Origin of the sequence: Pseudomonas chlororaphis subsp. chlororaphis, from assembly GCF_003945765.1 — a bacterium.
GTDB classification, from domain to species: Bacteria; Pseudomonadota; Gammaproteobacteria; order Pseudomonadales; family Pseudomonadaceae; genus Aquipseudomonas; species Aquipseudomonas chlororaphis.
Map to the genome: position 1 here is coordinate 5,547,370 of NZ_CP027712.1, position 26,457 is coordinate 5,573,826.

Annotated in this window: 26 protein-coding genes, 1 tRNA gene and 2 pseudogenes; 17 read left to right on the forward strand and 12 right to left on the reverse strand. The window is 58.7% G+C overall.

Annotated elements, in window-relative coordinates; genetic code table 11:
• Window positions 1-48: 48 nt before the first annotated feature.
• The 6 genes from C4K27_RS25060 to queA all read right to left on the reverse strand — a co-directional run bounded on the left by C4K27_RS25060 (window position 49) and on the right by queA (window position 6,135).
• Complete coding sequence (locus C4K27_RS25060; RefSeq protein WP_007929513.1) at window positions 49-597, reverse strand: glycine zipper 2TM domain-containing protein; 549 nt, start codon at window positions 595-597, stop codon at window positions 49-51.
• A 120-nt stretch (window positions 598-717) separates the two neighbouring features.
• A complete protein-coding gene (secF, locus tag C4K27_RS25065; RefSeq protein ID WP_053262512.1) occupies window positions 718-1,632 on the reverse strand; it encodes a protein translocase subunit SecF in 915 nt (304 codons plus the stop codon).
• Window positions 1,633-1,641: 9 nt separating this feature from the next.
• Complete coding sequence (secD, locus tag C4K27_RS25070) at window positions 1,642-3,510, reverse strand: protein translocase subunit SecD (RefSeq protein ID WP_053262513.1); 1,869 nt, start codon at window positions 3,508-3,510, stop codon at window positions 1,642-1,644.
• A 62-nt stretch (window positions 3,511-3,572) separates the two neighbouring features.
• The gene (gene yajC / locus C4K27_RS25075) at window positions 3,573-3,908 is read right to left on the reverse strand and encodes a preprotein translocase subunit YajC (protein ID WP_007929510.1); all 336 of its coding nucleotides are present in this window, start codon (window positions 3,906-3,908) and stop codon (window positions 3,573-3,575) included.
• Between the two features lie 47 nt (window positions 3,909-3,955).
• Complete coding sequence (gene tgt / locus C4K27_RS25080) at window positions 3,956-5,071, reverse strand: tRNA guanosine(34) transglycosylase Tgt (RefSeq protein WP_162096445.1); 1,116 nt, start codon at window positions 5,069-5,071, stop codon at window positions 3,956-3,958.
• 14 nt (window positions 5,072-5,085) lie between these two features.
• Complete coding sequence (queA, locus tag C4K27_RS25085) at window positions 5,086-6,135, reverse strand: tRNA preQ1(34) S-adenosylmethionine ribosyltransferase-isomerase QueA (RefSeq protein ID WP_007929508.1); 1,050 nt, start codon at window positions 6,133-6,135, stop codon at window positions 5,086-5,088.
• A 108-nt stretch (window positions 6,136-6,243) separates the two neighbouring features.
• Here queA and C4K27_RS25090 point away from each other — a divergent pair.
• The 6 genes and pseudogenes from C4K27_RS25090 to C4K27_RS25115 form a co-directional block, all read left to right on the forward strand.
• Window positions 6,244-6,328 (forward strand) — tRNA-Leu (locus C4K27_RS25090).
• A gap of 165 nt (window positions 6,329-6,493) precedes the next feature.
• A complete protein-coding gene (locus C4K27_RS25095; protein WP_053262676.1) occupies window positions 6,494-7,753 on the forward strand; it encodes a tyrosine-type recombinase/integrase in 1,260 nt (419 codons plus the stop codon).
• A gap of 101 nt (window positions 7,754-7,854) precedes the next feature.
• A complete protein-coding gene (locus C4K27_RS25100) occupies window positions 7,855-8,835 on the forward strand; it encodes a glycosyltransferase (RefSeq protein WP_238437397.1) in 981 nt (326 codons plus the stop codon).
• Window positions 8,835-9,266, forward strand: coding sequence for a GtrA family protein (locus tag C4K27_RS25105; protein WP_081002339.1), 432 nt, complete (start codon window positions 8,835-8,837; stop codon window positions 9,264-9,266). The genes C4K27_RS25100 and C4K27_RS25105 overlap by 1 nt, the downstream gene beginning before the upstream one ends.
• Window positions 9,250-10,614 carry a hypothetical protein gene (locus tag C4K27_RS25110; protein WP_125738105.1) on the forward strand — a complete coding sequence of 455 codons (1,365 nt, stop codon included), beginning with the start codon at window positions 9,250-9,252 and terminating at the stop codon, window positions 10,612-10,614. Before C4K27_RS25105 ends, C4K27_RS25110 begins: the two co-directional genes overlap by 17 nt.
• A gap of 59 nt (window positions 10,615-10,673) precedes the next feature.
• Window positions 10,674-11,045, forward strand: a pseudogene (locus tag C4K27_RS25115) (polyphosphate kinase 2); the annotation flags it as partial.
• A 65-nt stretch (window positions 11,046-11,110) separates the two neighbouring features.
• Here C4K27_RS25115 and C4K27_RS25120 read toward each other — a convergent pair.
• Window positions 11,111-12,454 (reverse strand): sensor histidine kinase, encoded by a 1,344-nt coding sequence (locus tag C4K27_RS25120; RefSeq protein WP_053262514.1) that lies wholly within the window; start codon window positions 12,452-12,454, stop codon window positions 11,111-11,113.
• On the reverse strand, window positions 12,451-13,161 hold the full coding sequence (locus C4K27_RS25125; protein WP_053262515.1) for a response regulator: 711 nt from the start codon (window positions 13,159-13,161) through the stop codon (window positions 12,451-12,453). The genes C4K27_RS25120 and C4K27_RS25125 overlap by 4 nt, the downstream gene beginning before the upstream one ends.
• A 168-nt stretch (window positions 13,162-13,329) precedes the next feature.
• Here C4K27_RS25125 and C4K27_RS25130 point away from each other — a divergent pair, with 168 nt between their 5' ends.
• The 6 genes and pseudogenes from C4K27_RS25130 (at window position 13,330) to C4K27_RS25155 (ending at window position 18,815) form a co-directional block, all read left to right on the forward strand.
• Window positions 13,330-14,118, forward strand: a complete 789-nt coding sequence (locus C4K27_RS25130) for an MlaA family lipoprotein (RefSeq protein WP_053262516.1) — start codon at window positions 13,330-13,332, stop codon at window positions 14,116-14,118.
• Window positions 14,108-14,380 (forward strand): hypothetical protein, encoded by a 273-nt coding sequence (locus tag C4K27_RS25135; protein WP_053262517.1) that lies wholly within the window; start codon window positions 14,108-14,110, stop codon window positions 14,378-14,380. The genes C4K27_RS25130 and C4K27_RS25135 overlap by 11 nt, the downstream gene beginning before the upstream one ends.
• A 586-nt stretch (window positions 14,381-14,966) precedes the next feature.
• A complete protein-coding gene (locus tag C4K27_RS25140; RefSeq protein ID WP_053262518.1) occupies window positions 14,967-15,464 on the forward strand; it encodes a PAAR domain-containing protein in 498 nt (165 codons plus the stop codon).
• 3 nt (window positions 15,465-15,467) lie between these two features.
• Window positions 15,468-16,202, forward strand: coding sequence for an alpha/beta hydrolase (locus C4K27_RS25145; protein ID WP_007929476.1), 735 nt, complete (start codon window positions 15,468-15,470; stop codon window positions 16,200-16,202).
• Window positions 16,199-16,729, forward strand: a complete 531-nt coding sequence (locus tag C4K27_RS25150) for a hypothetical protein (RefSeq protein ID WP_053262519.1) — start codon at window positions 16,199-16,201, stop codon at window positions 16,727-16,729. Before C4K27_RS25145 ends, C4K27_RS25150 begins: the two co-directional genes overlap by 4 nt.
• 137 nt (window positions 16,730-16,866) lie before the next feature.
• A pseudogene (locus C4K27_RS25155) lies at window positions 16,867-18,815 on the forward strand (alkaline phosphatase D family protein).
• A 33-nt stretch (window positions 18,816-18,848) separates the two neighbouring features.
• Here C4K27_RS25155 and vapB read toward each other — a convergent pair.
• Window positions 18,849-19,073 (reverse strand): type II toxin-antitoxin system VapB family antitoxin, encoded by a 225-nt coding sequence (gene vapB / locus C4K27_RS25160; RefSeq protein WP_053262521.1) that lies wholly within the window; start codon window positions 19,071-19,073, stop codon window positions 18,849-18,851.
• Between the two features lie 161 nt (window positions 19,074-19,234).
• On the opposite strand from vapB, the gene C4K27_RS25165 reads away from it, so the two are divergent.
• The 3 genes from C4K27_RS25165 (at window position 19,235) to C4K27_RS25175 (ending at window position 21,585) form a co-directional block, all read left to right on the forward strand.
• Window positions 19,235-19,825 (forward strand): DedA family protein, encoded by a 591-nt coding sequence (locus tag C4K27_RS25165; protein ID WP_053262522.1) that lies wholly within the window; start codon window positions 19,235-19,237, stop codon window positions 19,823-19,825.
• Between the two features lie 122 nt (window positions 19,826-19,947).
• Complete coding sequence (locus C4K27_RS25170) at window positions 19,948-21,198, forward strand: 2-aminoadipate transaminase (RefSeq protein ID WP_053262523.1); 1,251 nt, start codon at window positions 19,948-19,950, stop codon at window positions 21,196-21,198.
• 147 nt (window positions 21,199-21,345) lie between these two features.
• Complete coding sequence (locus C4K27_RS25175; RefSeq protein ID WP_053262524.1) at window positions 21,346-21,585, forward strand: hypothetical protein; 240 nt, start codon at window positions 21,346-21,348, stop codon at window positions 21,583-21,585.
• A 9-nt stretch (window positions 21,586-21,594) separates the two neighbouring features.
• Here C4K27_RS25175 and C4K27_RS25180 read toward each other — a convergent pair whose 3' ends face one another.
• Entirely contained in the window at window positions 21,595-22,416 is an 822-nt protein-coding gene (locus tag C4K27_RS25180) for an amidohydrolase family protein (RefSeq protein WP_053262525.1), read from the reverse strand.
• Window positions 22,417-22,491: 75 nt separating this feature from the next.
• Between C4K27_RS25180 and C4K27_RS25185 the strand changes: the two genes are divergently transcribed.
• Together C4K27_RS25185 and C4K27_RS25190 are read left to right on the forward strand one after the other, a co-directional pair.
• A complete protein-coding gene (locus C4K27_RS25185) occupies window positions 22,492-22,848 on the forward strand; it encodes a hypothetical protein (protein ID WP_125738109.1) in 357 nt (118 codons plus the stop codon).
• A complete protein-coding gene (locus tag C4K27_RS25190) occupies window positions 22,832-24,106 on the forward strand; it encodes a glycoside hydrolase family 68 protein (protein WP_053262526.1) in 1,275 nt (424 codons plus the stop codon). Before C4K27_RS25185 ends, C4K27_RS25190 begins: the two co-directional genes overlap by 17 nt.
• Window positions 24,107-24,333: 227 nt before the next feature.
• Here C4K27_RS25190 and C4K27_RS25195 read toward each other — a convergent pair whose 3' ends face one another.
• Both C4K27_RS25195 and C4K27_RS25200 read right to left on the reverse strand, forming a co-directional pair.
• Window positions 24,334-25,428, reverse strand: coding sequence for a polyamine ABC transporter substrate-binding protein (locus C4K27_RS25195; RefSeq protein ID WP_053262527.1), 1,095 nt, complete (start codon window positions 25,426-25,428; stop codon window positions 24,334-24,336).
• 105 nt (window positions 25,429-25,533) lie between these two features.
• A complete protein-coding gene (locus C4K27_RS25200; RefSeq protein WP_053262528.1) occupies window positions 25,534-26,349 on the reverse strand; it encodes a carbon-nitrogen hydrolase family protein in 816 nt (271 codons plus the stop codon).
• Window positions 26,350-26,457 lie beyond the last annotated feature (108 nt).

The window sequence follows — 26,457 nt, forward strand, 5'->3', positions numbered from 1 at the left end:
ATAAAAAAGCACCCCGCAGGGTGCTTTTTTTGATTGACGCCGAAAGGCTTATTGCACCGGCTGGTTCTGGCCCAGGATCAACTGACCTTCCTTGTTGACCGGAATCTGGCTACCTGGATCACGATCCATACGCACCTGACCCTGCTTGCCGTTCAACTCGTACTTCACGTCATAACCCACGACCTTTTCGCTGATGTCATTGACCGTGTTGCAGCGAGTCTGAGTAGTGGTGTAGGTATCACGCTCCTGCATGCCTTCCTGCACCTTGTTACCGGCGTAACCACCGCCGACCGCACCGGCGACCGTGGCGATCTTCTTGCCTGTGCCGCCGCCGATCTGGTTGCCCAGAAGGCCACCGGCCAGCGCACCGACCACCGTACCGGCGATCTGATGTTGATCCTTCACCGGAGCCTGACGGGTCACGGTGACGTCCTTGCACACTTCACGCGGTGTTTTGATCTGTTGTTTGACCGGCTGAACTGCCAGCACCTGCGCATACTCAGGGCCACTATTGACCAGCTTGTAGGTGGCAACAGCCCCCCCAGCAGTCACAGCGACGGCACCTAATACCGCACCAACTAGCATCGACTTGTTCACGTGAACCTCCTGACCATCACAAGCGGGACAAGCCCGCGCTTCTCCCAGCCTTGGAGCATAAAAAAAGGCGCGAGTTCAATACTCGCGCCTTTTCGACTGCCTGCCGGGAATGGAAAACCGTTATGGACGGTCGTCGACTTCCTTCTCGGTATTGGCCGGAGGAATCAAGTCCTCGCTGCTCAGGTTCAACCAGATCAGCACCACGTTGGCGATGTAGATCGACGAGTAGGTACCCGCCAGGACACCAACGAACAAGGCGATGGAGAAGCCCCACAGGTTGTCGCCACCGAAGAACAGCAGTGCCGCGATCGCCAGCAGGGTGGAGATCGAGGTCGCCATGGTGCGCAACAGGGTCTGAGTGGTCGAGATGTTGATGTTCTCGATCAGGCTGGCCTTGCGCAGCACACGGAAGTTCTCACGCACCCGGTCGAACACCACGATGGTGTCGTTGAGCGAGTAGCCGATGATCGCCAGTACCGCTGCCAGCACCGTCAGGTCGAAGGTGATCTGGAAGAACGACAGGATACCCACGGTCACCACCACGTCGTGGATCAGGGAGACGATGGCACCGACCGCGAACTTCCACTGAAAGCGGAAGGCCAGGTAGATCAGGATGCCGCCCAGCGCCATCAGCATGCCAAGGCCGCCCTGGTCGCGCAGCTCTTCACCCACTTGCGGGCCGACGAACTCGACGCGCTTGACCTGCGCCGGGTTGTCGCCGCCGATCTTCTGCAGCGCCTCCGCCACCTGGTGGCCCAGTTGCGGGTCTTCACCCGGCATCCGCACCAGCAGATCGGTGGTCGCACCGAAGCTTTGCACGATCGCTTCGTGATAGCCGGACTCGCTCAGTTGAGCACGAACCTTCATCACATCCGCCGGACGCTCGTAGGTCAGCTCGATGAGCGTACCACCGGTAAAGTCCAGGCCGTAGTTCAACCCCTTGTGGAACCAGCTGAACAACGCCAGAACGGTCAGGAGCAAAGTGACGCCGAACGCAACGTTCCGCACGCCCATGAAGTTGATAGTACGTAACATGGCAGCCCCTTAAATCCACAACTTCTTGAAGTCACGACCGCCGAAGATCAGGTTGACCATCGCGCGGGTCAGCCAGATGGCCGTGAACATCGAGGTAAAGATCCCGAGGGACATGGTCACCGCAAAGCCCTTGACCGGGCCAGTGCCCATGGCAAAGAGAATCCCGCCGACCAGCAACGTGGTCAGGTTGGAGTCGAGAATCGCGGTGAATGCCCGGCCGAAGCCTTCGTTGATTGCCCGCTGCACGGTCATGCCGGCGGCGATCTCTTCACGTATCCGCGAGAAGATCAGTACGTTGGCGTCCACCGCCATACCCATGGTCAACACGATACCGGCGATACCCGGCAGGGTCAGCGTAGCCCCCAGCAAGGACATCAGGGCCAGCAGCAACACCATGTTCAGCGCCAGCGCCACGGTGGCGATGATGCCGAAGAAACGGTAGATGGCGATGATGAACAGCGACACGAACAGCATGCCCCACAGCGACGCATCGATACCCTTGGTGATGTTGTCGGCACCCAGGCTCGGGCCGATGGTGCGCTCTTCGGCGAAGTACATCGGCGCGGCCAGGCCACCGGCACGCAGCAGCAGCGCCAGCTCGGAGGACTCGCCCTGGCCGTTCAGGCCGGTGATGCGGAACTGGCTACCCAGCGGCGACTGAATGGTCGCCAGGCTGATGATCTTCTTCTCTTCCTTGAAGCTCTGCACCGCGACGTCTTTCTCGACACCGTCGACCACTTGCTTGGTGTAAGTGGTGGTCGGCTTCTGCTCGATGAAGATCACCGCCATGCTGCGACCGACGTTGCTGCGGGTCGAACGGCTCATCAGCTCGCCGCCGTGGCCATCGAGCTTGATGTTCACCTGTGGACGACCATGCTCGTCGAAGCCCGCTTGGGCGTCGGTCACCTGGTCACCGGTGATGATCAGGCCACGCTCGATCAGCGCAGGAGGACGATTGCCTTCACGGAACTCGAAAGACTCGGAAGTGGCTTTCGAAGCGCCCGGCTCAGCGGCCAGACGGAACTCAAGGTTGGCCGTCTTGCCCAGGATACGCTTGGCTTCAGCGGTGTCCTGCACGCCCGGCAGCTCAACCACGATACGGTTGGCGCCCTGGCGCTGAACCAGAGGCTCGGCAACACCCAGCTCGTTGACGCGGTTACGCACCGTGGTCAAGTTCTGCTTGATGGAGTATTCACGGATTTCCGCCAGCTTGGCCGGGGTCATCGCCAGACGCAGCACCGCCTGACCATTGAGGTCGGCCGGAACAATGTCGAAATCGTTGAAGTTCTTGCGGATCAGCGCACGGGCCTGTTCACGGGTCGCTTCGTCGCTGAAGCCCAGTTGAATGGCACCGCCCAGCTGCGGCAGGCTGCGATAGCGCAGACGCTCTTTACGCAGCAGGCTCTTCACATCGCCTTCGTAGACTTTCAGGCGTGCGTCGAGGGCTTTTTCCATGTCCACTTCCAGCAGGAAGTGCACACCACCGGACAAGTCCAGGCCCAGCTTCATCGGATGCGCGCCGAGGTTGCGCAGCCATTGCGGGGTGGTTTGTGCCAGGTTCAATGCAACGACGTAGTCGTCACCCAGGGCCTTGCGCACGACGTCCTTGGCTGGAAGCTGGTCTTCCTGCTTGGACAGACGCAACAGCCCGCCCTTGCCCTTGGCCGCGATGGTCGCTGCCTTGACGTTGATCCCGGCGTCGGTGAGCGCTTTGCTCGCACGATCCAGATCCGCCTGAGTGACCTGCAACGCGGTGCTCGCGCCGCTGACCTGAATGGCCGGATCATCAGGGTATAGATTGGGAGCGGAATAAATAAAACCGATCGCCAGCACCGCCAGGATCAGTACGTATTTCCACAGAGGGTATTTGTTCAGCATCACGCCGCCCGTTTATGAAGCGGGGCGCCTTGCGCGCCCCGTCGATTGGTAAAAGTTGAAACTTAGATCGCCTTCAGCGTGCCTTTTGGCAGCGTGGCAGCGATCGCGCCTTTCTGAAACTTCATCTCGATAGTGTCGGAAACTTCCAGCACTACGAAGTCATCGGTCACTTTGGTGATCTTGCCGGCGATACCGCCAGTAGTCACAACTTCGTCACCTTTTTGCAGGCTGCCCAGCAGGTTCTTTTGCTCTTTGGCGCGCTTGGCCTGTGGACGCCAGATCATCAGGTAGAAGATGACCAGGAAACCGACCAGGAAAATCCACTCAAAGCCAGTGCCGGCGGGGCCAGCAGCAGGTGCAGCAGCATCAGCCATTGCAGTCGAGATAAAAAAGCTCATGTAACACTCCGGATAATTGCAAAAGTGGGTCTAAACGTCTTTAGAACTTATTCTAAAGGCGGCACGGGCAACCCGCGTTTGGCATAGAAGGAATCGACAAAGGCGGCCAATGTACCCTGTTGAATAGCCTCGCGCAAACCAGCCATAAGCCGTTGGTAATGACGCAAATTATGGATGGTATTGAGCATGCTCCCCAGCATTTCGCCGCACTTGTCCAGATGATGCAGATAAGCACGGGAGAAGTTCTGGCAGGTGTAGCAATCGCAGGTCGGATCCAGCGGCGAATCATCATGGCGATGGAACGCGTTGCGGATCTTCAGCACGCCAGTGTCAATGAACAGGTGCCCATTGCGGGCATTACGGGTTGGCATCACGCAATCGAACATGTCCACACCGCGGCGCACACCCTCAACCAGATCTTCCGGCTTGCCAACACCCATAAGGTAACGAGGTTTGTCTGCTGGCATCTGGCCCGGCAGGTAGTCCAGCACCTTGATCATCTCGTGCTTGGGCTCGCCCACCGACAGGCCGCCAATGGCCAGGCCGTCGAAGCCGATCTTGTCCAGGCCTTCCAGGGAACGCATGCGCAGGTCCTGGTGCATTCCGCCCTGGACGATGCCGAACAGCGCCGCCGTATTGTCGCCATGGGCGTTCTTCGAGCGCTGGGCCCAGCGCAGCGACAGCTCCATGGACACCCGTGCGACGTCTTCGTCGGCCGGGTACGGGGTGCATTCGTCGAAGATCATCACGATGTCCGAGCCCAGGTCGCGCTGGACCTGCATCGACTCTTCCGGGCCCATGAAAACCTTGGCGCCGTCGACCGGCGAGGCGAAGGTCACGCCCTCCTCCTTGATCTTGCGCATGGCGCCCAGGCTGAACACCTGGAAACCGCCGGAGTCGGTGAGGATCGGGCCTTTCCACTGCATGAAATCATGCAGGTCGCCGTGCTTCTTGATCACTTCGGTGCCCGGGCGCAGCCACAGGTGGAAGGTGTTGCCCAGGATGATCTCGGCGCCAGTGGCGACGATGTCCCGCGGCAGCATGCCCTTGACCGTGCCGTAGGTGCCCACGGGCATGAAGGCCGGGGTTTCCACGGTGCCGCGGGGGAAGGTCAGACGACCGCGACGAGCCTTGCCATCGGTGGCGAGCAGCTCGAAAGACATACGACAGGTGCGACTCATGCTTGATCCTCAGGGCCGCGTGGCGCGGGATTGCGGGTGATGAACATCGCATCACCGTAGCTAAAAAAGCGGTATCCATGCTCGACGGCAGCCTTGTAGGCGGCCATGGCTTCGGGATAACCGGCGAACGCCGAAACCAGCATCAACAGCGTGGATTCGGGCAAATGGAAGTTGGTGACCAGGGCATCAACCACATGGAACGGCCGGCCCGGGTAGATAAAGATGTCGGTGTCACCGCTGAACGGCTTGAGCACGCCATCGCGCGCCGCGCTTTCCAGGGAACGCACGCTGGTGGTCCCCACCGCCACCACCCGACCGCCGCGCGCGCGGCAGGCGGCTACCGCATCCACCACGTCCTGGCTGACTTCCAGCCATTCGTTGTGCATATGGTGATCTTCGATGCGCTCCACCCGCACCGGCTGGAAGGTCCCGGCGCCGACATGCAGGGTCACGAACGCAGTCTCGACGCCCTTGGCAGCAATCGCCTCCAGCAGCGGCTGGTCGAAGTGCAGCCCCGCGGTCGGCGCGGCCACCGCGCCCAGGCGCTCGGAGTACACGGTCTGATAACGCTCGCGGTCCGAGTCTTCGTCCGGACGGTCTATATAAGGAGGCAACGGCATATGGCCGACGCGCTCCAGCAGCGGCAGCACTTCCTCGGCGAACCCCAGCTCGAACAGGGTGTCGTGGCGGGCCAGCATCTCGGCCTCGCCACCGCCGTCGATGAGGATCTTCGAACCCGGTTTCGGCGACTTGCTGGAGCGCACGTGGGCCAGCACACGGTGACTGTCGAGCACCCGTTCCACGAGGATTTCCAGCTTGCCGCCGGAGGCCTTCTGGCCAAACAGGCGCGCCGGAATCACCCGGGTATTGTTGAACACCATCAAGTCGCCCGGGCGCAAATGCTCAAGCAAATCAGTGAATTGACGGTGGGCCAGGGCGCCGGTGAGCCCATCCAGGGTCAACAGGCGGCTCGCGCGACGCTCGGCCAGGGGGTGGCGGGCGATCAGCGAATCAGGGAGCTCGAAGGTAAAGTCAGCAACACGCATGATGGGGTTCGTCTAGCAGGGCCGGAAAGTTTAGCGGAAATAGCCAAAATTGACCATGAAACCTGATTGACCAACGGTAGGCACGTCTCTATACTTCGCCGCCATTGAGCCCTGATGGCGGAATTGGTAGACGCGGCGGATTCAAAATCCGTTTTCGAGAGAAGTGGGAGTTCGAGTCTCCCTCGGGGCACCATCTACAGGTTTCACGTTGATCCAACATGAACCAGAAACACAAAAAAGCCGGCCACTGCGCCGGCTTTTTTGTGCCTTCTTAAAACAACTTAATTCATCTTGTTCCTTGTTGACGTGTATGGCGTGATGTATGTTCGCCAAAATCACGAACTGGCCCATACACGAATTGAAGCGTTCCGACATCAAGCGGCGCCCCCTGGCGGACACCGTTCTTTCATCGCTAGAACCTGAGCCCAAGGAGTACCGAGAGTTCTATGGGATCGATCGCATCTACTTCGTAGTCGCCGCAAATGGGCGCAAGCGCTGGGAATTCCGCTACAAGAAGCCATCAACCGGCAAGTGGTCATGGCTTGGTCTTGGCGGCTACCCAGAGACGTCTGCCCGACGCGCTAGAGATAAAGCCGATGAGGTCCAGGCTCTTCTCAATCATGGAACAGATCCGGCGAACCAGAAGCAGGCCGCAAAGAAAGCGATCGAAGAAGCGGAGTCAACCACGTTTCGCGCGGTGGCCACGGTCTGGTTGGAGAAGAAAGAAAAGGACGGCCGCTCAGATTCGACCCTGGACAAAATCCGCACTTACCTGGACAAGGACCTCCTCCCAGCGCTGGGCGACATGCAGGTGCATGATATCGGGCGCCGGAGTTGCGCCGACTTGCTGGCGAGCATTGAAGCCCGCAAAGCCTTCAACGTTGCAAAGAAGGTTCGCGGATGGTTGAAAGAGATCTTCAGCCAGGCCATTGCCAAGGGGCTCATCGAGTACAACCCAGCATCTGAGCTACTGTCCATTGCTGCCGAAGCACCGCCTACACAGCAATACCCACACCTGCTCGAGGAAGAGCTGCCCGACTTTATGCGGGCAATGAAGAAGACCACCAGCAGGTTGGCCGCACGAACAGCAGCATGGCTGACGATCTGGACAGCGTCGCGCCCGGGCATGGTCCGCTGGGCGGAGTGGTCAGAGTTCAACCTCGAGGAAAGCCTTTGGGAAGTCTCAGCGAAGAAGATGAAGATGGACCGGGACATTCTGATACCACTGCCCAGACAGGCCGTGGACGCGCTTTACGAACTGAAGGAGTTTACCGGCCGTAGCCGGTACCTGTTCCCCGGGGTTGGCCAGAAAACTGCAGTGATCAGCGAGAACACAATAAACAAGGTCTTCGCCACGGTAGGCTATAAAGGAAGACTGGTAGGTCATGGCACTCGCCATACGGCAAGCACGCTGCTGCGAGAGCATGATTGGATAAAGGACCACATCGAAATGCAGCTAGCCCATAAGGAGGGCGGAATGAGCGGCGTGTACAACAAGGCAAAGTATCTGCGGCAGCGCAGAGTGATGATGCAGTGGTACGCCGATTATCTCGACGCCCTGGGAGAAGGGATGACAAACGAAAGGCAAACGGATTTCGACAAATTGGTGAACTCATGATGGGTTGAAGCATGAAAAACTGTTGAGACGTTTGACAACCAGAAGGCCGCATGTGATCCCCATGCTGTCTCTATTTGAATTTTTACCATCAAGATGACTTGATGGCCAAATTTGACAATGGATTATTTATGTCTTACCGCGGACTTAAGATTGCTCTAATTACACCGTGCTACAACGAAGAAGTTGCCATTGCCAAGGTGATACGAGACTTTCGAAAGGCGATGCCTTGCATTGAAATTTATGTTTTCGACAACAACTCGACAGACAACACTGTTGCAGTTGCTTTAGAAGAAAAAGCACAGGTTGTTTCCGCTCCATTGCGCGGAAAAGGGAACGTGGTTCGAAGAATGTTTGCTGATGTGGATGCAGACATTTTTGTCATGGTTGATGGGGATGCAACTTACGATGCAGCCTCAGTTACTCGCCTTGTAGATAAGTTGATCGATGAACACCTAGACATGGTGGTTGGCTGCAGGGAAACACCTGAAGTCCTTTCAGGAGAGGCTTATCGCCGCGGTCACCAATGGGGAAACCGAATGCTAACGCAAAGCGTTGTGCAAATTTTCGGTGGCGGCTTTACAGATATGCTATCTGGCTATCGTGCTTTCACACGCAGATATGCAAAGTCATTCCCAGCGCTTTCTCGAGGGTTCGAAATCGAGACCGAGTTAACGGTCCACGCACTAGAGCTGAGAATGCCTTTTGGTGAAGTGATGACGCCATATGGTGCACGCCCAGAAGGATCAGTAAGCAAACTGTCTACATATAAAGACGGGTGGCGCATCCTAAAAACAATTGCTCGCCTGTACATTGTCGAAAGACCTTTCATGTTCTTCGCTATTTGTGCAGCGATTTTCGCCTCATTATCAGTAGCTGTTTCTATTCCTTTAATTGTTGAGTACATAGAGACAGGAATGGTACCAAGGGTCCCAACAGCAGTGCTTTCAGCATCAATAATGGTTTGTTCCCTACTATCATTTTCTTGCGGAATAATATTGGACAACGTAACACTAGGAAGACAAGAGATTAAACGACTCGCCTATTTGGCGATACCACGACCATCAACAAACGAGCGACCATAATGAAGCTAGCCTTTCACCTTTTTTGGTTCGCTGTAGCTGGGGCACTTGGCTTTCTAGTTGATGCTGGCGTTCTATATATTTTGAAAGGCTCGCTGGGACTATATGCAGCAAGAGTCATATCATTTTTTTGTGCGACATTTGCAACATGGGCTTTTAACAGGACAATAACCTTTGGAGCTGAGAAGTCAGGGCATTCAAAGAAAAGGGAATTCTCGATTTATCTTTTCCTTATGCTGATAGGAGGATCGGTTAACTACCTGACTTATGCACTATTGGTATCAACCCAAGAGTTCATAGCATCAAATCCTGTCATTGGCGTTGCCGCAGGAAGTATAGCGGGAATGTTCATAAATCTAGCAACATCAAAAATATTCTTATTCAAGAATGCAGAAAGCAAAATACATGGAGATGATTTTGATCAAGCCGAATAACTTGTTAAACAAATCCAACTTAATTGGATTTTGCAAAAAAACAAGAGATACAAGAATATTTTACTTGATTGGAATAACGCCATTTGTAATTGCTTATTACACATCCGTGTTTTACCCAGGGTATTTAACATCTGACAGCCTATACATGCTGGCCCAAGGTGCCGGGCTTCAACCGCTATCTAACTGGCACCCACCTTTTATAACAATCTTGTGGGGATGGCTATTTTCTATTTTTGAAAGTGCCGGGGGAATATGGATAATACAGATATCTCTTTACATTGGGGCTGTACTATTCTTCTCAACAAGAATAAAAAGCACAGTGATCGCGGTCATTACATTTGCAACTCTCTTACTATATCCGCCAATCTTTACTAACATGGCGGCACTATGGAAGGACTGCTGGGTTATTTCTACGACGCTGGTATGTGCTGCGTTTTCAATTCAAGCGATCGACAGCAAAAAAACAGCACCACTATTATTTTGCATTGCATTCTTTGTAATCAGCAGCCTAATAAGAATAGACTATGCAGTAGTTGCTTTGCCGCTTTTGCTTGGGGCAATACTATTCTCAGACAACAAGCGATCAACGCTAACAAGCAAATTAAAAAACAAAAGAACTGCACACCTAATAATCTCGTCACTTGTCGCTCTATTCATATGCGGAAAAATTGCAGGAATTAAAGTTGTTGAAAAATTCAACCCATGGCTTTCTGTGGCGATCTGGGATATTGCTGGAGTGGAAAGTAACTCGGAGCAAGGGGTAACGGTTCCAGGATATAGATGCGCGACATCAGACCCTTTGGTCTTTGGTGAAAATAAAAGATTTTTAGTTAATCTTCCTGCATATTCGGAAGGAACAAGCACAAACAAAGAGTCAGAAAAGTATCTAAAACTATGGATAGAAACAATTACAAGCAACCCGATTGCATATGTAAAACATCGAATCTGTGTGGCTAAAAGTTTTTTCGGTATTGGAACAGAGCAAGTGCACTATCCAAAACCAAACTCAGAGATGTCAAAAAGCAGTCTTACACAAAGCGCCGAGCGTAGTTCGTTAAACCTAAAGCTATATTGGTTTTACGATAAAAACGCTCACGGCCCTATGTTTAGATACTGGTACTACATTGCTGGATCTATTGCGCTTTTTGTTTTTTGCGTAGCAGCCAAGAAGTCAACAATTCCCCAATCTATTATTTTTATGTCAATTATTATGGCTGCTTCAAGGTTTCTGATTCTGCCGGCGGCAGACTTCAGATATGGGCTATGGATAGTGATAGGGTCAATTGCGCTTATAGCAATCTCTTTAGACTCCTTATTAACAAGAAGACCAGAGCAAATAACAACTTAAAACCAAGACAAAAAAATACAAACAAATGTTGAGCAGCTGTGAACAAAAAACAAAAGGACGACGAGCAGCTGCGCCGCTTCATTTCGCGCCGCGACGACCCGCTCAAGCACTGGAAACTCTCGCCCATCGACATCAAGTCGCTGGACAAGTGGGACGAATACACCGCCGCCAAACAGGCGATGTTCTTCCACACCGACACCGCCGATGCGCCCTGGACAGTGATCAAGTCGGACGACAAGAAGCGCGCGCGGATCAACTGCATCCGCCACTTTCTGCACTCCCTCGACTATCCGGGCAAGAACCTGCGCGTGGCCCATCAACCTGACCCGGTGCTGGTCGGCCGGGCGTCGCGGGTGATGGAGGAAGACGAGCGGGTGTACAACGAAGCGGCCGCGGAGCCGGTGCGCAATCCGCAGGCGACGCTCGCCTAAGCAGCCAGCCTTGAAGCGGGCCCCGCTCCAGGATCGCTGAAAGATCCTGAAGCGGGGCCAGCCAGCTAGATACCCTGCACCGGCAACAATACACAGGCCTGCAGCCCGCCACCGTCACGGTTGCGCAAGCGCAGTTCGCCGCCATGCTCCAGCACGATTGCCCGCGCCGCGGAAAGCCCCAGGCCGACGCCGCCGGTGTTGCGGTTGCGCGAGCTTTCCATGCGGAAGAACGGCTCGAACACCTGTTCCTGCCACTCGACGGGAATCCCCGGCCCGCGATCCAGCACACAGACCTTCACCTGCTCGGCATCCGCCACCACTTCAATCGCCGGTTCGCTGCCATATTTGATGGCGTTTTCCAGCAGGTTGCTCATGACCCGCTTGAGCCCCAGCGGGCGGCCGAAATACACCAGGCGCGGCGGGCCGCTGAACGCGATGTCGATGGACTGGTCGCGGTAATCGTCGACCAGGGTTTGCAGCAGTTCCGCCAGATCGAAGGACGTCGCCTCCTCCAGCCGCGCGTCGTCACGGAAGAAATCCAGGGCCGAGTTGATCATCGCCTGCATCTCGTCGACGTCATGGAACAGCCGGCGCTGCTGCTCGGGGTCCTCGATGAACTCGCCGCGCAGGCGCATGCGCGTCAGGGGGGTACGCAGGTCATGGGAGATCGCCGCGAGCATCTGCGTGCGGTCCTTGATGAAGTGCTGCAACTGGGCCTGCATGGCGTTGAACGCGAGGATCGCCTGGCGAATCTCGTGGGGCCCGACCGGCTCGATGGGCGGCGCGCGAAAGTCCACGCCAAAGCGCCGCGCGCCCAGGGCGAACTGCTGCAAGGGCTTGGCCAGGCGGCGGGTGGCGATCAGGGCGACCAGGACGGTGGACAACAACACCAGCCCGATCACGATCAGGTTACGCGGCCCCTCGTCCAGCCCCCAACTGCGCGACGCCGAAGAAAACATCAGCCAGGAATCGTCGGCCAATTGGATCAGCAACGCGTACTGGCCGTTCGGCCCGGGCCAATCGCTGGGCTGATAAGCCTCGATATGCCCGTTCGGCGATTTGAGCAACTGCCGAAGCCCCTCCGAATCCGTGCGGTATTCCGGGTCGTCGGTCACCGGCACCGAGATGTCTTGTCGCCTGTTGTGCCAGGTCACGCTCAAGACCGAATTGCTGGCCACTTCGGCCAGGCGCGAGCGCTGCGTCGGTTCGGCGGCCTCGATCATGTTGGTAATAGACGCGATCCGCTCCACCAGGCCGGATTCGCTCAACGGCGGCTTGGCCCAGACCCCGGCCAACTGCACGAACAGCGCATTGAAGGCCAGCGCGGTGAGCATCGCCATCAGGGTGGTCAGGGCGATCCAGCGGGCGATGGTGTCGCGCGGGCCACCCGGTCTGTGTCTTGCCCTCATTGGCGGGTCACGCTGGGGGTGAACAGATAGCCGCCATTGCGCACCGTGCGAATCATCGCCGGGCGCTTGGTGTCGAACTCCAGCTTGCGCCGCAGGCGACTGACCTGCACATCGATGCTGCGGTCGAAGGCGTCATGGGCCTGCCCGCGCGCCAGGTCGAGCAACTGCTCGCGGGTGAGGATGCGTTGCGGATGCTCGACGAACACCAGCAGCAGGTCGAACTCCCCCGCCGACAGCGGGATCATCACCTGGTCCGGCGAGCGCAGTTCGCGGCGGGTCAGGTCCAGTTGCCAGTCGGCGAACCGGATCAACGGGCGCGGCACCTCCCCGGTCACCGGCCGACTCTCCCCGGCCCGGCGCAGCACCGCGCGCACCCGGGCCAGCAACTCGCGGGCATCGAAGGGTTTGCTCAGGTAATCGTCGGCGCCCATTTCCAAGCCCACCACGCGGTCGCTCAATTCGCCCATGGCGGTCAGCATGATCACCGGCACGGCGTGCAGCTGGCGCAGGCGCTGGCAAAGGGTCAGGCCGTTTTCCCCCGGCAGCATCAGATCGAGAATGATCAGGTCCGGCACCTGCCGCTCCAGCGCCGCCCACAGCGAAGCGCCCTCGGTGGCGACTTCCACCGAGTAGCCGTGTTGCACAAAAAATTTCTTCAGCAGCGCGAGGACCTCAAGGTCGTCGTCCACGATCAACAGACTGCTCACCAGTGTGTATCACTCAAGCTCGGAATGAGCTGTCATTCAAAACCATTGGACGCGGCCCGTCATATATTTCAACGCGGTAACAAACCGACAACCCCGCAATAAAGCAGACATCTTTAAGCAAAACGCCCATGCCAGCATCGGCCTCCCTGTTCCCAAGGTCCGCCGCCCATGCGCTCATTCCTGTGTTCCGCCCGCCTGCCTCGTCATACCGCCCTGCTGATGTTCCTGTCCTACCTGGCGGGCTGTACCAGCCCGGGCCCCACCACCCAAACCGACTGCGCGAAGGTCGACTATCCGATCTATGACCCCGCCGAGCCGGTCAACCGTGGCGTGTTCGCCTTCAACAAAGCCATCGACGACTACGCACTGGCACCGGTCGCCCGCGGTTACCGCCACCTGCCCGACTTCATGCAACAAGGTGTGCACAACTTCGCGAGCAACTTCGGCGAGCCCAAGGTCTTCATCAACGACCTGCTGCAGGGCAACCCGCAGCGCTCGGTCAACAGCCTGGGGCGCTTTGCGGTCAACACCACGGTTGGCGTGCTCGGTCTATTCAACGTCTCGGACCCGCTCGGCATCCCACGCCACACCGCCGACTTCGGCCAGACCTTTGGCGTGTGGGGCATCGGCAACGGTCCCATCGTCGAACTGCCGCTGTTGGGCACCGACAACAGCCGCGACTCCGTGGGCAAGATCCTCAACTTCGTGGTCTCCCCCTTCGGCGACAACAGCGACACCGTACAGACCCTGGGCACCGTCGCCATGGTCGGCGGCGTAGTGGACGGTCGCGCCGCCCTGCTGCCGCTGACCGACAGCCTGAAAACCATGCCCGACTACTACAGCGCCCTGCGCGACGTGAACGCCGAACACCGCGCCGCCTTCGTGCAGGAAGGCAAGCAAGGCGCTACCAGCCCCGCGAAAAACCGCTGTGAAGGAGCGACTCACGATGACTTCTGAAACCGACGCCCTGGTCCTGCTGCAACGCGTAGCCAAACACGGCGACGCCTCCCTGCAATGCCGCGAAGTCAGCCTGCGCCTGTCAGACGACCAGCAACACCTGACCCTCAGCCGCTACAGTGAACACTACAGCCCCGAAGGCCTGGAATGGGTCGAACGCCAACACCGCATCAGCGTGACCGAGCTGATCCGCTGGGTGATCAAGCAGGGGGAGCCGCAGGTGTTGGTGCAGAGTAGAGAGTCGCAAAGAGCTTCGGCTTAAAACCGAGGCAAGCACCCACCTTGGAAACGACGGATGAAAAGTCTGATTGGAGAGCCGCGTCTGAACATTGAGTGAAGCATCATCGGCCGTTACAAACAGATAATTCCTATAAAAAGAACGATAACTCTGACTTGGTTTGTTTTTAAAAGTCCCGGTGTCATGGTTCGAAGGTCACTAATCCCGGTGACATTCAAAGAGAAATGAACATGACACTAGAAGCAGGCGCAACCGCCAACATCGGCGACAAATGTCCACAAGGCGGCACCTGGTACCCCGCAGGTAGCCCAAGCAAAACCCGGTCAATCGGTATCGGCAACAAGATGCCTCCGACTCCCGAGGGTGAACCCCACTGGGTCCTTGAGACCCCAACCGGCGATGATTAAAAACAGGTAGTTTCACCATGTCTTGCGTGCAGCCCTCCCTCGGTTTCCGGCGGAGGGCTTTTTGCACCTCGGTAGAAAAGTGCGTATGCCTGTGCATCAACAGAAACCGAGTCATCTGTGGAAGTTCAGGTTTGAAGAACCTGCTCGGCTACTGCATCATGCGCGCCCCAAAGGGATGACTCGCAACACTTCAAGGACCGATCATGAGTGGCAAACCCGCTGCCCGCGTCAGCGACCCAACCGCCTGCCCGCTTCCCGGCCACGGCGCCAACCCTATCGTCACGGGTTCGCCCAATGTCGTTTTCGACGGCCTGGCCGCCGCTCGAAAGAGTGACCAATCAGCTTGTGGCAGCCCGATAACCGGGGCGGTTTCCAGCACTGTTTTCATCAATGGCTTGAATGCCGCCACGCTGGACAGCACCGGCGGGCACGGCAACATCATCGTCGGGGGCTCCGGCACCGTCATCATTGGCGACACGGTGGTCAACGCCCCCTTCTCCGGGCTCCTGCCCATGCCGGTGAACTTCACTGACCGTTTGAAGCTGGTGAACGATGTAACGGGCGAACCGATGCCCAATCATGCTTACGTGATCCAACGGGCCGATGGGCGCCTTGAGCATGGGGTTTCGGACGCCGCTGGCTTCACCCATGAAATCAGCTCGCATATTGCAGAAAGCATCAAGTTGTTTTTGGAAGAGTGACGCATGGAAGCCAACACCATTACCTCGGCGAACGGTAAACCCGTCAAGTTGAAAGCCGAGCACACGCTTACGGATAAAAAAGACAAGAGTGACAAAGTCATTCCTATCGAGAGCACCAAGGCCATTGTGTTTTTTGTCGGGGGTGCAGGGGACAAGGAAAGTTATTATTTTTCTGGCCCTTATGAAAATATAAAATACGCACAAGAGCCCTTAGATAAGCGAGCCAATACCTTACAAAAACAAGGAAAATACAGATCCGCATGGCTTGGGTACAACCAGATTAGAGGAAAGAAAGATATTCAGAAAAATGTCTTGAATATTATCCCTTATAAATCGTGCCCTATTTACATTATTGGCCATAGCTTGGGAGGCTGGAACAGCGGGCATTTGACTAAAACCATGGCTGACTGGGGGTACACCATAACAACACTGGTGACTCTCGACCCCGTCGGAGAAGGTACGCTGGTGTGGCTTGGCTCTGACATTGCCGGATCTGCGCCTACACCGGTTGCGGAGAAGTGGATCAACATCAGAGCCACACCATCCAAACCTGACGATTCAGACAAAGTCGCGGACTTTGGTGAAAGATGGATAATGAATAGCGGGCCTGATTTGAATCTAAACATGGATATTAATCATGCAAATGCATTTGGTATGTTCATGCGGCCAATTGTGGGCTCACAATCCGCCTGCGATATCATCTTTGAATCCATTACCAACAAGCTGGCAAAAACATGAAAAGACTATGGCTGCTTCTACTGGCTATCGCCTGTTCCTCCTGCGCAAAAGATCATGAGAAACCGCCAGCAGACTTGAGTTTCATTTCTGTCGAACGCAAAGCGGATCTTTCGCTGTACATCATCCGCTACGAATCAAACATCAACCTTCTGGATCTCTACGGAAGAGGTATGGGAGAAGGTATTGCCTCAGCTCAATTTATTTGTGCATTAGACGGTGACTATGACTTTTCTGTTGAGCATGAAATTGCGCGTTCTGCCTATGGCAGGATTCAGGCTGATGCGGCTCAAGCGAATCAACCAACTTCAATCTTTTTCACTGAAGCTTTTTTGAGTGAAACCCTCGACAAAGGACAATCCCGTCGCGACCTCTCTGTCGAAGAATTGAACGCTCTGTTAGCCAACAAACAGACGATTCCGTGCAAAACACTCATCACCGCCTACGGCTACAAGGCCTACTACTCCAACACCCTGCAATTACCTGTTGCCGATCTGCTTCGAGAAATCAATAAACCCGAGACCCCGTAGCCCTCTACGAGCACCGCGCAGTTCTTACCCCCTCCCTGCGTGACTCTCCCAAGCAACCTGAGCACTGGCTGACAAATCTTCGACATCAGCTGCGGTACTATCGGCGCTTCCGTCTGCCGTATGAGCTTTGAATTCGCGTGTCTCGAACGTCCCCCTCGACCGCTGCTAGCAACAACTTGCCCTGCGTCCTCGCCGGCCCCTGCTGCGCCGCCTGGAACCCACGCGGCTGGTGCTGTGGCTGGTGGGCTCGCGGGCGCTGGAGCTGACATTGCGTTTGCAGGCCGGCAGCGAGGCGCAAATCCGCGACTACCCGCTCAGCGCCGAGCAGTGCCAGGTGATCCCGGTAGGCCAACACGCTTTTATCCACCTGATCGATCTGCCGCTGGACAATCCCCTGCCTTGCGATGTGCCCATCGACTACGACCTGCTGATCGCCAACGCCGACGGCTCCAGTTCGGGTATCGCCGAGTGGGCGCCGCATTTGCTGTATGGGCAAAAACAGCAGCCGGATTTCGTCCTGCACAGCCGCATCCAGCAGTTGGTCCACGGCTCCTGCCGCAAGCCCCATCATGCGGCGGACGAAGGTTTGCTTTGCGTCGATCGCCTGCTGGCGGAAACAGCCGATCCGCAACAACGCCCTGCCCTGCTGCTGATGACCGGCGACCAGGTGTACGCCGACGACGTGGCCGGGCCGATGCTGCGGGCGATTCATGCGCTGATCGAGCGCCTGGGCTTGTTCGGCGAGCATCTGGAAGGCGCGGTGGTGAGCGACAGCGCCGCGCTTTACCGGCATCGCGCCAGTTATTACAAACGCGCCGAATTGCTGCCGGCGCTGAAAAGCAACGAGACCCTGCGCGAGCGTTTCTTCGGCGGGGTGAAGAAGCCGATCTTCACCAGCAGCAGCGCCGACAATCACCTGGTGACCTTCGCCGAGGCCATGGCCATGTACCTGCTGGTCTGGTCACCGCTGCCCTGGGGCCTGATCGATCCACGACCGCCACAGCTGGATGCCAAGGAACAGCAGCGCTACCAGCGCGAACAACTGCGGATCGAGGCTTTCGCCAAGGGCCTGGGCGGCGTGGCGCGGGTGTTCGCCCACCTGCCGAGCCTGATGATCTTCGATGACCACGACATCACCGATGACTGGAACCTCAGCGCCCAGTGGGAAGAAACCGCCTACGGCCACCCGTTTTCCAAACGCATCATCGGCAATGCGCTGATCGCCTACATGCTGTGCCAGGGCTGGGGCAACAATCCGGATGCCTTTGCCACGCCGCTGCAACACACCCGCGCCCTGAGCGCCGAGGCCCAGGGCGATGCGCTCTACCTGGACAGCGCCACCCAGGACACCCTGATCGACGAATTACTGCGCTTCCAGCAATGGCAATACACCCTGCCCACCACCCCGGCGCTGGTGGTGCTGGACACCCGCACCCGGCGCTGGCGCAGCGAGTTCAACCTGGCGCAGCCCTCGGGCCTGCTCGACTGGGAAGCCCTGAGCGAGCTGCAACATGAACTGCTGGATCACCCGTCGGCGATCATCGTTTCACCGGCGCCGGTGTTCGGCGTCAAGCTGATCGAGACGGTGCAGAAGGTCTTCAGCTGGTGCGGTCACCCGCTGCTGGTGGACGCGGAAAACTGGATGGCCCACCGCGGCGCGGCCCAGGTGATCCTGAATATTTTCCGCCACTCGCGCACCCCGGGTAACTACGTGATCCTCTCCGGCGACGTGCACTATTCCTTTGTCTACGAAGTGCTGATCCGCCACCGCAAGGGCGGCCCGAAGATCTGGCAGATCACCAGCAGCGGCATCAAGAACGAGTTTCCACCGACCCTGCTGGAATGGTTCGACCGCCTCAACCGCTGGCTGTATTCGCCACGCTCGCCGTTGAACTGGTTCACCCGCCGCCGACTGATGCGAGTGGTGCCCTACAGCCCCGAACATCGCGAAGCTGGCGAACGGCTGTGGAACTCGGCGGGCATTGGCCAGGTGTTCTTCAACGACAACGGCCAGCCCCGGGAGATCTACCAGCACAACGCCAATGGCGCGCCGAAAACCCGGATGCTGGCGCCGGAGGAAGACTGAAGAGTGAGAGCGACTTGGCAAAAACCGAGTCGCTCAGACGTCTTTCGGTTCAGCAGGTTGATCCCTGTCCGTCATACAGTCCGTACTCACAGAAGCCTCATCAAACCAACTGTCCCAAGCTTCTCCAGCCGGAGCGATGACCCGAGTACGCCCCATAGCGATGATCTCCACTTGCGTAACATCACCAGGAAACGCCATAGCCTCAGTCAGGTAAATAGTCTGACCGCTGCTGTTTCTAAAGACTGATCCTTGCGCCATCGAGCTATCTCCTGGCGTTTTCAAATAGAGCCACCAACCTAGCGCGCGTCACCAACAGGTCAACGATCAGGCAAACTTTTCCCCTATGCTTGGGCAGGCCAAGAGATATCTCGGCGCGTCTAAAGCTTACGGACTACTTCTGCAAAGGCCCTTTCATTCCCATGTTCGAACACCTCGACCTGCATGCCCTGCTCGCGACCTACGGTTACTGGGTGATCGTCCTCGGCTGCCTGCTGGAAGGCGAAACCGTGCTGATCCTGGGCGGCATGGCGGCGCATCAGCAAGTGCTGGACCTGTGGGTGGTGATTGCCGTGGCGACGGTCAGCGGGATGTTCGGCGACCAGTTGCTGTTCTGGAGCGGGCGGCATTTCGGCGGGCGTTTGTTGCCGCGCCTGAAGGGCCAGCAGGCCGCCATCGAGCGGGTGACCGGGCTGATCCGGCGTTACCCCTCGACCTCGGTGCTGGCGGTGCGTTTCATGTATGGCATGCGCTGGGTCGGCCCGGTGGTGATCGGCGCCAGCGGTCTGTCGCCGCTGCGTTTCACCCTGCTGAACATGCTCGGCGCGCTGCTCTGGGCCACGCTGTTCGTCTGCGGCGGCTACTGGGCCGGCGATGCGCTGGAGCATCTGTTCGGTGATTTGAAGCCTTATCGCCTGCCGATTGTCCTCGGCGTCGTGGTGCTGGTGCTGCTGGTCGCCCTGCTGCGTCAGCGCCGGGCCAGGGCCAGGAACGCCGCGCCGCTTAACGGCTGATCCCGCCCCAATCCAACATTCGGAATTTTCATACTGACCCCCGCACTTTATTTCGTTTGCGGCCCCGCCCTGCTCTTGGCTTAGATAGCCCGCATGTTCCAGGCAGACAGAGCCCTTAGCCCATGAGCAGCGAAAGCATCAGCCAGTCGATTTCCATCGTTCACCCCATCCGCCTGAGCCACGGCAAGAATGCCGAGGTGTGGGACGAGAATGGCAAGCGCTACATCGATTTCGTCGGCGGGATCGGCGTGCTCAACCTGGGGCATTGTCATCCGCGGGTGGTGGCGGCGATCCAGCAGCAGGCCACCCGGCTGACCCACTACGCGTTCAACGCGGCGCCCCACGGGCCCTATGTGGAGTTCATGGCGCGGCTGGCGCGCTTCGTGCCCTTGAGTTACCCGGTCAGCGGCATGCTCACCAACAGTGGCGCGGAAGCGGCGGAGAACGCCTTGAAGATCGTGCGGGGCGCCACCGGGCGTACGGCGGTGGTCGCCTTCGACGGCGGCTTCCATGGCCGTACCCTGGCCACCCTCAACCTCAATGGCAAGGTCGCGCCCTACAAGCAGAAGATTGGCGTGCTGCCCGGCCCGGTGTATCACCTGCCCTACCCGAGCGCGGACAACGGCGTGACCTGCGAGGAAGCGCTGAAGGCCATGGACCGGCTGTTCAGCGTGGAGATCGACGTTGCCGAAGTGGCCTGCTTCATTGTCGAGCCGGTGCAGGGCGAGGCCGGCTTCCTGGCCCTGGACGTCGAGTTCGCCCGCACCTTGCGACGCTTCTGCGATGAACAAGGCATCCTGCTGATCGCCGATGAAATCCAGTCCGGCTTCGGCCGCACCGGCCAGCGCTTCGCCTTCACCCGGCTGGGGATCGAACCGGACCTGGTCCTGCTGGGCAAAAGCATCGGCGGCGGTGTGCCGCTGGGCGCGGTGCTCGGGCGCAAGGCGCTGCTGGACAACCTGCCCAAGGGCGGCCTGGGCGGCACCTATTCCGGCAACCCCATCGCCTGCGCGGCAGCCCTGGCGACCCTGGACGAGATGAGCGACCACAATCTGCAAACCTGGGGCGAACGCCAGGAGCAGGCCATCGTCAGGCGCTACCAGCGCTGGCGGGCCGAGCGCCTGACACCTTATCTAGGGCGCCTGACCGGGGTCGGCGCCATGCGCGGCATCGAGCTGGTCAAGGCCGACGGCTCGCCGGCCCCGGAACAACTGAGCGCGCTGCTCAGCGCGGCGCGGGATGCCGGCCTGCTGTTGATGCCCAGCGGCAAGTCGCGGCACATCATCCGCCTGCTGGCGCCGCTGACCATTGAACCGCAGGTGCTGGAAGAAGGGCTGGATATTCTCGAGGGCTGCCTGGCGCGGTTGGCATGACACCGCGCGTTTGCACAAAAGCCGCTCGCCATGGACACTGGCGCGCCTCATGCCATCGACAAGGAAGCGCAACATGACATGCCCCAGATACAGAGAGCGGCCCACGGCCGCCAGCCCAGGAATCTTCGGCCGCGGCGAGCAAGACTCATGAAGCAGTACATCCCCTTTCTACTGCTATACCTGCTGCTGATGCCGCTGTACTACTGGATGAAGCCTTACCCGCTGAGGAAATGGACAGGCTTGGCCATGGGTCTGGCCGGGCTGCTGTGGATACTGTTCTTGCCCCCCATATTGGGCGATATCGATACCGGGCTGGCCGCCGTGGCGCTGGTGACCATGGGCAGCTCGCTGTTTTTCAGCCGGCGCCGCTACCAGGACCACGCCTGAGGCGCTGCGTTACAAACCGAATACCCGCCGCGCATTGCCCTGCAGGAACTTGTCCCGTACCGGCTCCGGCAACTCCAGGGCCTGGACCTGCTGCATGCATTTGGCGAACGGCAACTGCGGGAAATTGCTGCCGAACAGCACCTTGTCCTGCCCGTAGCTGCGCATGAAATGCAGCAGCTGCGGCGGGTAATAGGCCGGCAGGTAGGCCGAGGTGTCGATGTAGATATTGTCGTGCTTCCAGGCCAGGCCGATCATCTCGTCGGTCCAGGGATGGCCGATGTGCCCGGCGATGATTCGCAGTTCCGGGAAATCCAGCGCCACCTCATCCAGATAAGGCACCGGCCGCCCGGTTTCCGAAGGCATCAGCGGGCCGGTGTGGCCGACCTGGGTGCAGAAGGGAATGCCCAGCTCCACGCACTTGGCGTACAGCGGGTAGTACAGGCGGTGGTTGGGCGGCAGTTTCCACAGCCAGGGCACGATGCGCAGGGCCTTGCAGCCCAGCTCGTCCACCGCCCGCTGCAGCTCGGCCAGCGCCGTCATCGGCCGGCTCAGGTCCACCGTGGCCACACCAACAAAACGCTCGGGATAAGCCCGGGTATAGGCGGCGATTTCATCGTTGCTGAACACCCAGCGCTCCGGCCGGCACCAGGCCGCCAGCATCAGCTTCTCGACCCCGGCCTGGTCCATCAGCTCGACGGTCTGCTCGATGCTCAGCGGCTGGTCCAGCCAATGCGCGGAACCTGACTTCTCGAACAGCCGCGCCACCTCCGGCAGCAACAGCCGCGCCCGGCCGTTGGCCGGTTGTGCCCATGCGTCGATTGCACCCTTCATGAGAGCTATCCCCCCTCTGCTGACCGTGATTCAGGCGACGAGGGCTCAGGCTACGTCCGCGCCATGACAGCGACAATGTTCGCAGCGCTCGGCGGCGTTGACCGATCCGCCCAGGTTCGGCGCCCACCCTTTACCTGGTTCCGTCTCCCTCCTTTCCCCTTCCCTGCCCCTCGGACCGACCAGCGGTTCCAAGCGCGCATTTTGCTGGCATCGTCGCTGATCAGGCCGAAAAACAAACTTCTGGAAACACAACAAGCTGAAACGTATCAGCTCCAGCAAAAACGGCAATTATGCATAAATGCAAATTTACCCTTGACCCGAAAAATCGCCTCGCTTAAGGTGAAATTGCTGTATGCACATACAGTATTTTTTGATGAGCATTTATGTGAATCCATTCACGGACGAGGTATTACCTATGAAAAGCAACACTGAAAAATTCGGCAAAACACCCCATCAACCCAGCCTCTGGACTCGCGCCGATGCGCTGAAAGTCCATGCGGACGATCCCACCACGACCCAGCCACTGGTCAGCGCGGATTTCCCGGTATTGAGCAACGAGGTGTTTATCTGGGACACCATGCCGCTGCGCGACCTGGACGGAAACATAACCTCCGTCGACGGCTGGTCGGTGATCTTCACCCTGACCGCGGATCGTCATCCGAACGACCCGCAGTACATCGACGAAAATGGCAACTACGACATCACCCGCGACTGGAACGACCGCCATGGTCGGGCAAAGATGTACTACTGGTTTTCCCGTACCGGCAAGGACTGGGAACTGGGTGGCCGGGTGATGGCCGAAGGGATTTCGCCCACGGTTCGCGAATGGGCCGGCACGCCGATCCTGTTGAACGAACAGGGTGAAGTGGACCTGTACTACACCGCCGTCACGCCGGGCGCGACCATCGTCAAGGTGCGCGGCCGGGTGGTGACCACCGAGCATGGCGTCAGCATGGTCGGTTTCGAGAAGGTCAAGCCGCTGTTCGAGGCCGACGGCAAGATGTACCAGACCGAAGCGCAGAACCCCTTCTGGGGCTTCCGCGATCCATGGCCGTTCCGCGACCCCAACGACGGCAAGCTGTACATGCTGTTCGAAGGCAACGTGGCCGGCGAGCGCGGCTCGCACACAGTGGGCGAAGCAGAAATCGGCGACGTGCCGCCAGGTTATGAAGACGTCGGCAACTCCCGTTTCCAGACCGCCTGCGTGGGTATTGCCGTGGCCCGTGACGAAGACGGCGACGACTGGGAAATGCTGCCGCCGCTGCTGACCGCGGTCGGTGTCAACGACCAGACCGAACGCCCGCACTTCGTGTTCCAGGACGGCAAGTACTACCTGTTCACCATCAGCCACACCTTCACCTATGCCGACGGCGTGACCGGGCCGGACGGGGTGTACGGTTTTGTCGCCGATTCGCTGTTCGGTCCCTACGTGCCGTTGAACGGTTCCGGCCTGGTGCTGGGCAACCCGTCCTCCCAGCCGTTCCAGACCTACTCGCACTGTGTGATGCCCAACGGCCTGGTGACCTCCTTTATCGACAGCGTACCGACCGACGAAAGCGGCACGCAGATTCGTATCGGCGGTACCGAAGCACCGACGGTCGGGATCAGGATCAAAGGGCAACAGACCTTCGTGGTGGCCGAGTACGACTACGGTTACATCCCGCCGATGCTCGATGTAACGCTCAAGTAATAGCGACACAGGGCGTTCAGGCAGCGGGTTCGAGTTCGATGAAGAACCCGTTGTGGATATGAATCGAGGTATCCCGCCTGGCTCACTGCGACTTTGCTCAGGAGCTTCATTGAACAATGCGTAGTACCGACCCTTCGGAACTGGCTACACGGATGTAGCCAGTTCTGCTCCTTCCTTGCGTGACGCCCCTTTCCCCTTGGCCAGCATGGCTGTCCACTCCCCCAGGCTCAGCTCCCGGTCTTGACCTTGCTCCAGACCCGGGTACGCACCCGTTCCATTTTCAGCGGCAGCGGTTCCAGCGGGAACAGCGTGGCCATCACTTCCCTGGACGGATAGACACCCGGGTTGTCGCGGACTTTCTGCTCCACCAGCGCCGTGGCATCGCGGTTGGCGTTGGGGTAGCCCAGGTAGTCGGAAGACTGGGCAATCACTGACGGACGCAACAGGTAGTCGATGAACTTCAGGCCATCCTGTGGGTGCGGCGCGTCCTTGAGCAACACCAGGTTCTCCACCCAGACCGGCCCGCCTTCGCGCGGAATGCTGTAGACCAGATGACGGCCGTTGTCAGCTTTCTGCGAGGCGACCTGGGCATCGAACACCCCGCCGCTCCAGCCCACCACCACACAGACGTTGCCGTTGGCCAGGTCGGAGATGAACTTCGACGAATCGAAGTAGCGGATATGCGGCCGGACCTTGAGCAGTAAGGCCTCGGCCTTCTTGTAATCCTCGGGGTTCTGGCTGTTGTAGGGCAGGCCCAGGTAATGCAGGGCGATGGGGATGATTTCGTTCGGTGCATCGAGCATGGCCACCCCGCACTGGCTGAGCCTGGCCAGGTTCTCTTCCTTGAAGATCAGGTCCCAGGAGTCCACCGGCGCCTGGTCGCCGAGTAGCGCCTTGACCTTGTCGACGTCATAACCGATGCCCGTGGTGCCCCACAGGTAGGGTACGGCGAAGCGGTTGCCAGGGTCGTTGCTCTGCACCTTGGCCAGCATCTCGGGGTCCAGGTGCGACCAGTTGCCGAGCTGGCTGCGGTCCAGTTCCTGGAGCACCCCGGCCTTGATCAGGTTCGGCAGCAGGTCGCTGCTGGCCACCACCACGTCATAGCCACTGCGCCCGGCCATCAGCTTGCTTTGCATCACGTCGCTGTTGTCGAAGGTGTCCTGCAGCACGCTGATGCCGGTTTCCTTGTGGAACTGTCCGGGCGTGTCCGGGGCGATGTAGTCGTACCAGTTGTAGAAATGCACGCTCGGTTCGGCGGCCTGGGCCGTAGCGAAACCGAACAGTGCGGCCAGGGCCAGGGGCAAACAGCGGATAGCTTTCATCTGAGGACTCCGAGCGTTGGCACCCGCCCAAGGGACGTGCGCCTCGCCTGCTGATTATGGATTGTTATGGCAGGGCCGAAAGCGGCGGAAAAACAGCGATGGGGTTTAAGGGATCAACAGCTCGCGACGGCCATCGGCGTGCTCGACGTATTCGCCGGACAGTTGCAGGCGCCGGTCGTGCAGGTAGTCGTAATCGCGGCGAGCGGCCTTGAGTTGCCCGAGGTCGAGCTGCACCACCTGCCGGCACTCGTCGCGGCCGGCCTCGAACAGCAGCCGGCCGAAGGGATCGGCCAGCGCGCTGCCGCCGGCGAACACCAGGCCGCCGGTACCGCTGCCGACCCGGTTCACCATCACCGCGAAGGCCTGGTTCTCCTGGGCACGGGCCATGATCGCGGTGCGGTGCACCGGGCCGTAGGGGTCCATGTTGCCGTTGCTCACCAGAATCAGCTCGGCGCCCAGTTGGCCGAGGGCGCGGGCGCTTTCCGGCAGTTCGATGTCGTAGCAGATCAGCAGGCCGATCCGCACGCCCCGCCAGAGCACGCTGGTGTAACGGTCACCGGGCTGGAACAGGCCGCGCTCGTCGGGCCACAGGTGAGTCTTGCGATAACTCGTCGCCACCCCTTCGGGGGTCACCAGCAGCGAGGTGTTGTAGTAATGGCCGGCGGCTTTTTCGGCGATGCCGACCACCACCGCGACACCCTTGGCGCGCACCGCCCGCAATACGGCCTGGATACTCGGCCCGTCCAATGGCTCGGCGACCTCGGCCAGTTGCTGCTGGTTGGCGAAACCGCTGATCTGGGTTTCCGGGAATACCAGCAGGTCGATGTCGTCATCACAGTCGGCAATGCCCTGCAGGACCCGCTCGAGGTTGTAGGCCGTGTCGCCGTCACGACCGGCCAGTTGCATCAGTTCAATCTTCATCGTGGATCCTTTGAAGTGTCGGCAGGTCTCCGGACGCCACATGGGTGTCACCCGCCAGGGCTGGTGGCGAGTATGGAGGGGATGCAGCCGCGCGGTAATCACTGCAAA

Bases quoted from the DNA above. Each gene is read 5' to 3' on its own strand.
- secF (WP_053262512.1), bottom strand. From the start codon at position 1,632: ATGTTACGTACTATCAACTTCATGGGCGTGCGGAACGTTGCGTTCGGC.
- secD (WP_053262513.1), bottom strand. From the start codon at position 3,510: ATGCTGAACAAATACCCTCTGTGGAAATACGTACTGATCCTGGCGGTG.
- yajC (WP_007929510.1), bottom strand. From the start codon at position 3,908: ATGAGCTTTTTTATCTCGACTGCAATGGCTGATGCTGCTGCACCTGCT.
- tgt (WP_162096445.1), bottom strand. From the start codon at position 5,071: ATGTCTTTCGAGCTGCTCGCCACCGATGGCAAGGCTCGTCGCGGTCGT.
- queA (WP_007929508.1), bottom strand. From the start codon at position 6,135: ATGCGTGTTGCTGACTTTACCTTCGAGCTCCCTGATTCGCTGATCGCC.
- C4K27_RS25100 (WP_238437397.1), top strand. From the start codon at position 7,855: ATGGCCAAATTTGACAATGGATTATTTATGTCTTACCGCGGACTTAAG.
- C4K27_RS25105 (WP_081002339.1), top strand. From the start codon at position 8,835: ATGAAGCTAGCCTTTCACCTTTTTTGGTTCGCTGTAGCTGGGGCACTT.
- C4K27_RS25120 (WP_053262514.1), bottom strand. From the start codon at position 12,454: ATGAGGGCAAGACACAGACCGGGTGGCCCGCGCGACACCATCGCCCGC.
- C4K27_RS25130 (WP_053262516.1), top strand. From the start codon at position 13,330: ATGCGCTCATTCCTGTGTTCCGCCCGCCTGCCTCGTCATACCGCCCTG.
- C4K27_RS25135 (WP_053262517.1), top strand. From the start codon at position 14,108: ATGACTTCTGAAACCGACGCCCTGGTCCTGCTGCAACGCGTAGCCAAA.
- C4K27_RS25140 (WP_053262518.1), top strand. From the start codon at position 14,967: ATGAGTGGCAAACCCGCTGCCCGCGTCAGCGACCCAACCGCCTGCCCG.
- C4K27_RS25145 (WP_007929476.1), top strand. From the start codon at position 15,468: ATGGAAGCCAACACCATTACCTCGGCGAACGGTAAACCCGTCAAGTTG.
- C4K27_RS25150 (WP_053262519.1), top strand. From the start codon at position 16,199: ATGAAAAGACTATGGCTGCTTCTACTGGCTATCGCCTGTTCCTCCTGC.
- vapB (WP_053262521.1), bottom strand. From the start codon at position 19,073: ATGGCGCAAGGATCAGTCTTTAGAAACAGCAGCGGTCAGACTATTTAC.
- C4K27_RS25165 (WP_053262522.1), top strand. From the start codon at position 19,235: ATGTTCGAACACCTCGACCTGCATGCCCTGCTCGCGACCTACGGTTAC.
- C4K27_RS25170 (WP_053262523.1), top strand. From the start codon at position 19,948: ATGAGCAGCGAAAGCATCAGCCAGTCGATTTCCATCGTTCACCCCATC.
- C4K27_RS25175 (WP_053262524.1), top strand. From the start codon at position 21,346: ATGAAGCAGTACATCCCCTTTCTACTGCTATACCTGCTGCTGATGCCG.
- C4K27_RS25180 (WP_053262525.1), bottom strand. From the start codon at position 22,416: ATGAAGGGTGCAATCGACGCATGGGCACAACCGGCCAACGGCCGGGCG.
- C4K27_RS25185 (WP_125738109.1), top strand. From the start codon at position 22,492: ATGTTCGCAGCGCTCGGCGGCGTTGACCGATCCGCCCAGGTTCGGCGC.
- C4K27_RS25190 (WP_053262526.1), top strand. From the start codon at position 22,832: ATGAAAAGCAACACTGAAAAATTCGGCAAAACACCCCATCAACCCAGC.
- C4K27_RS25195 (WP_053262527.1), bottom strand. From the start codon at position 25,428: ATGAAAGCTATCCGCTGTTTGCCCCTGGCCCTGGCCGCACTGTTCGGT.
- C4K27_RS25200 (WP_053262528.1), bottom strand. From the start codon at position 26,349: ATGAAGATTGAACTGATGCAACTGGCCGGTCGTGACGGCGACACGGCC.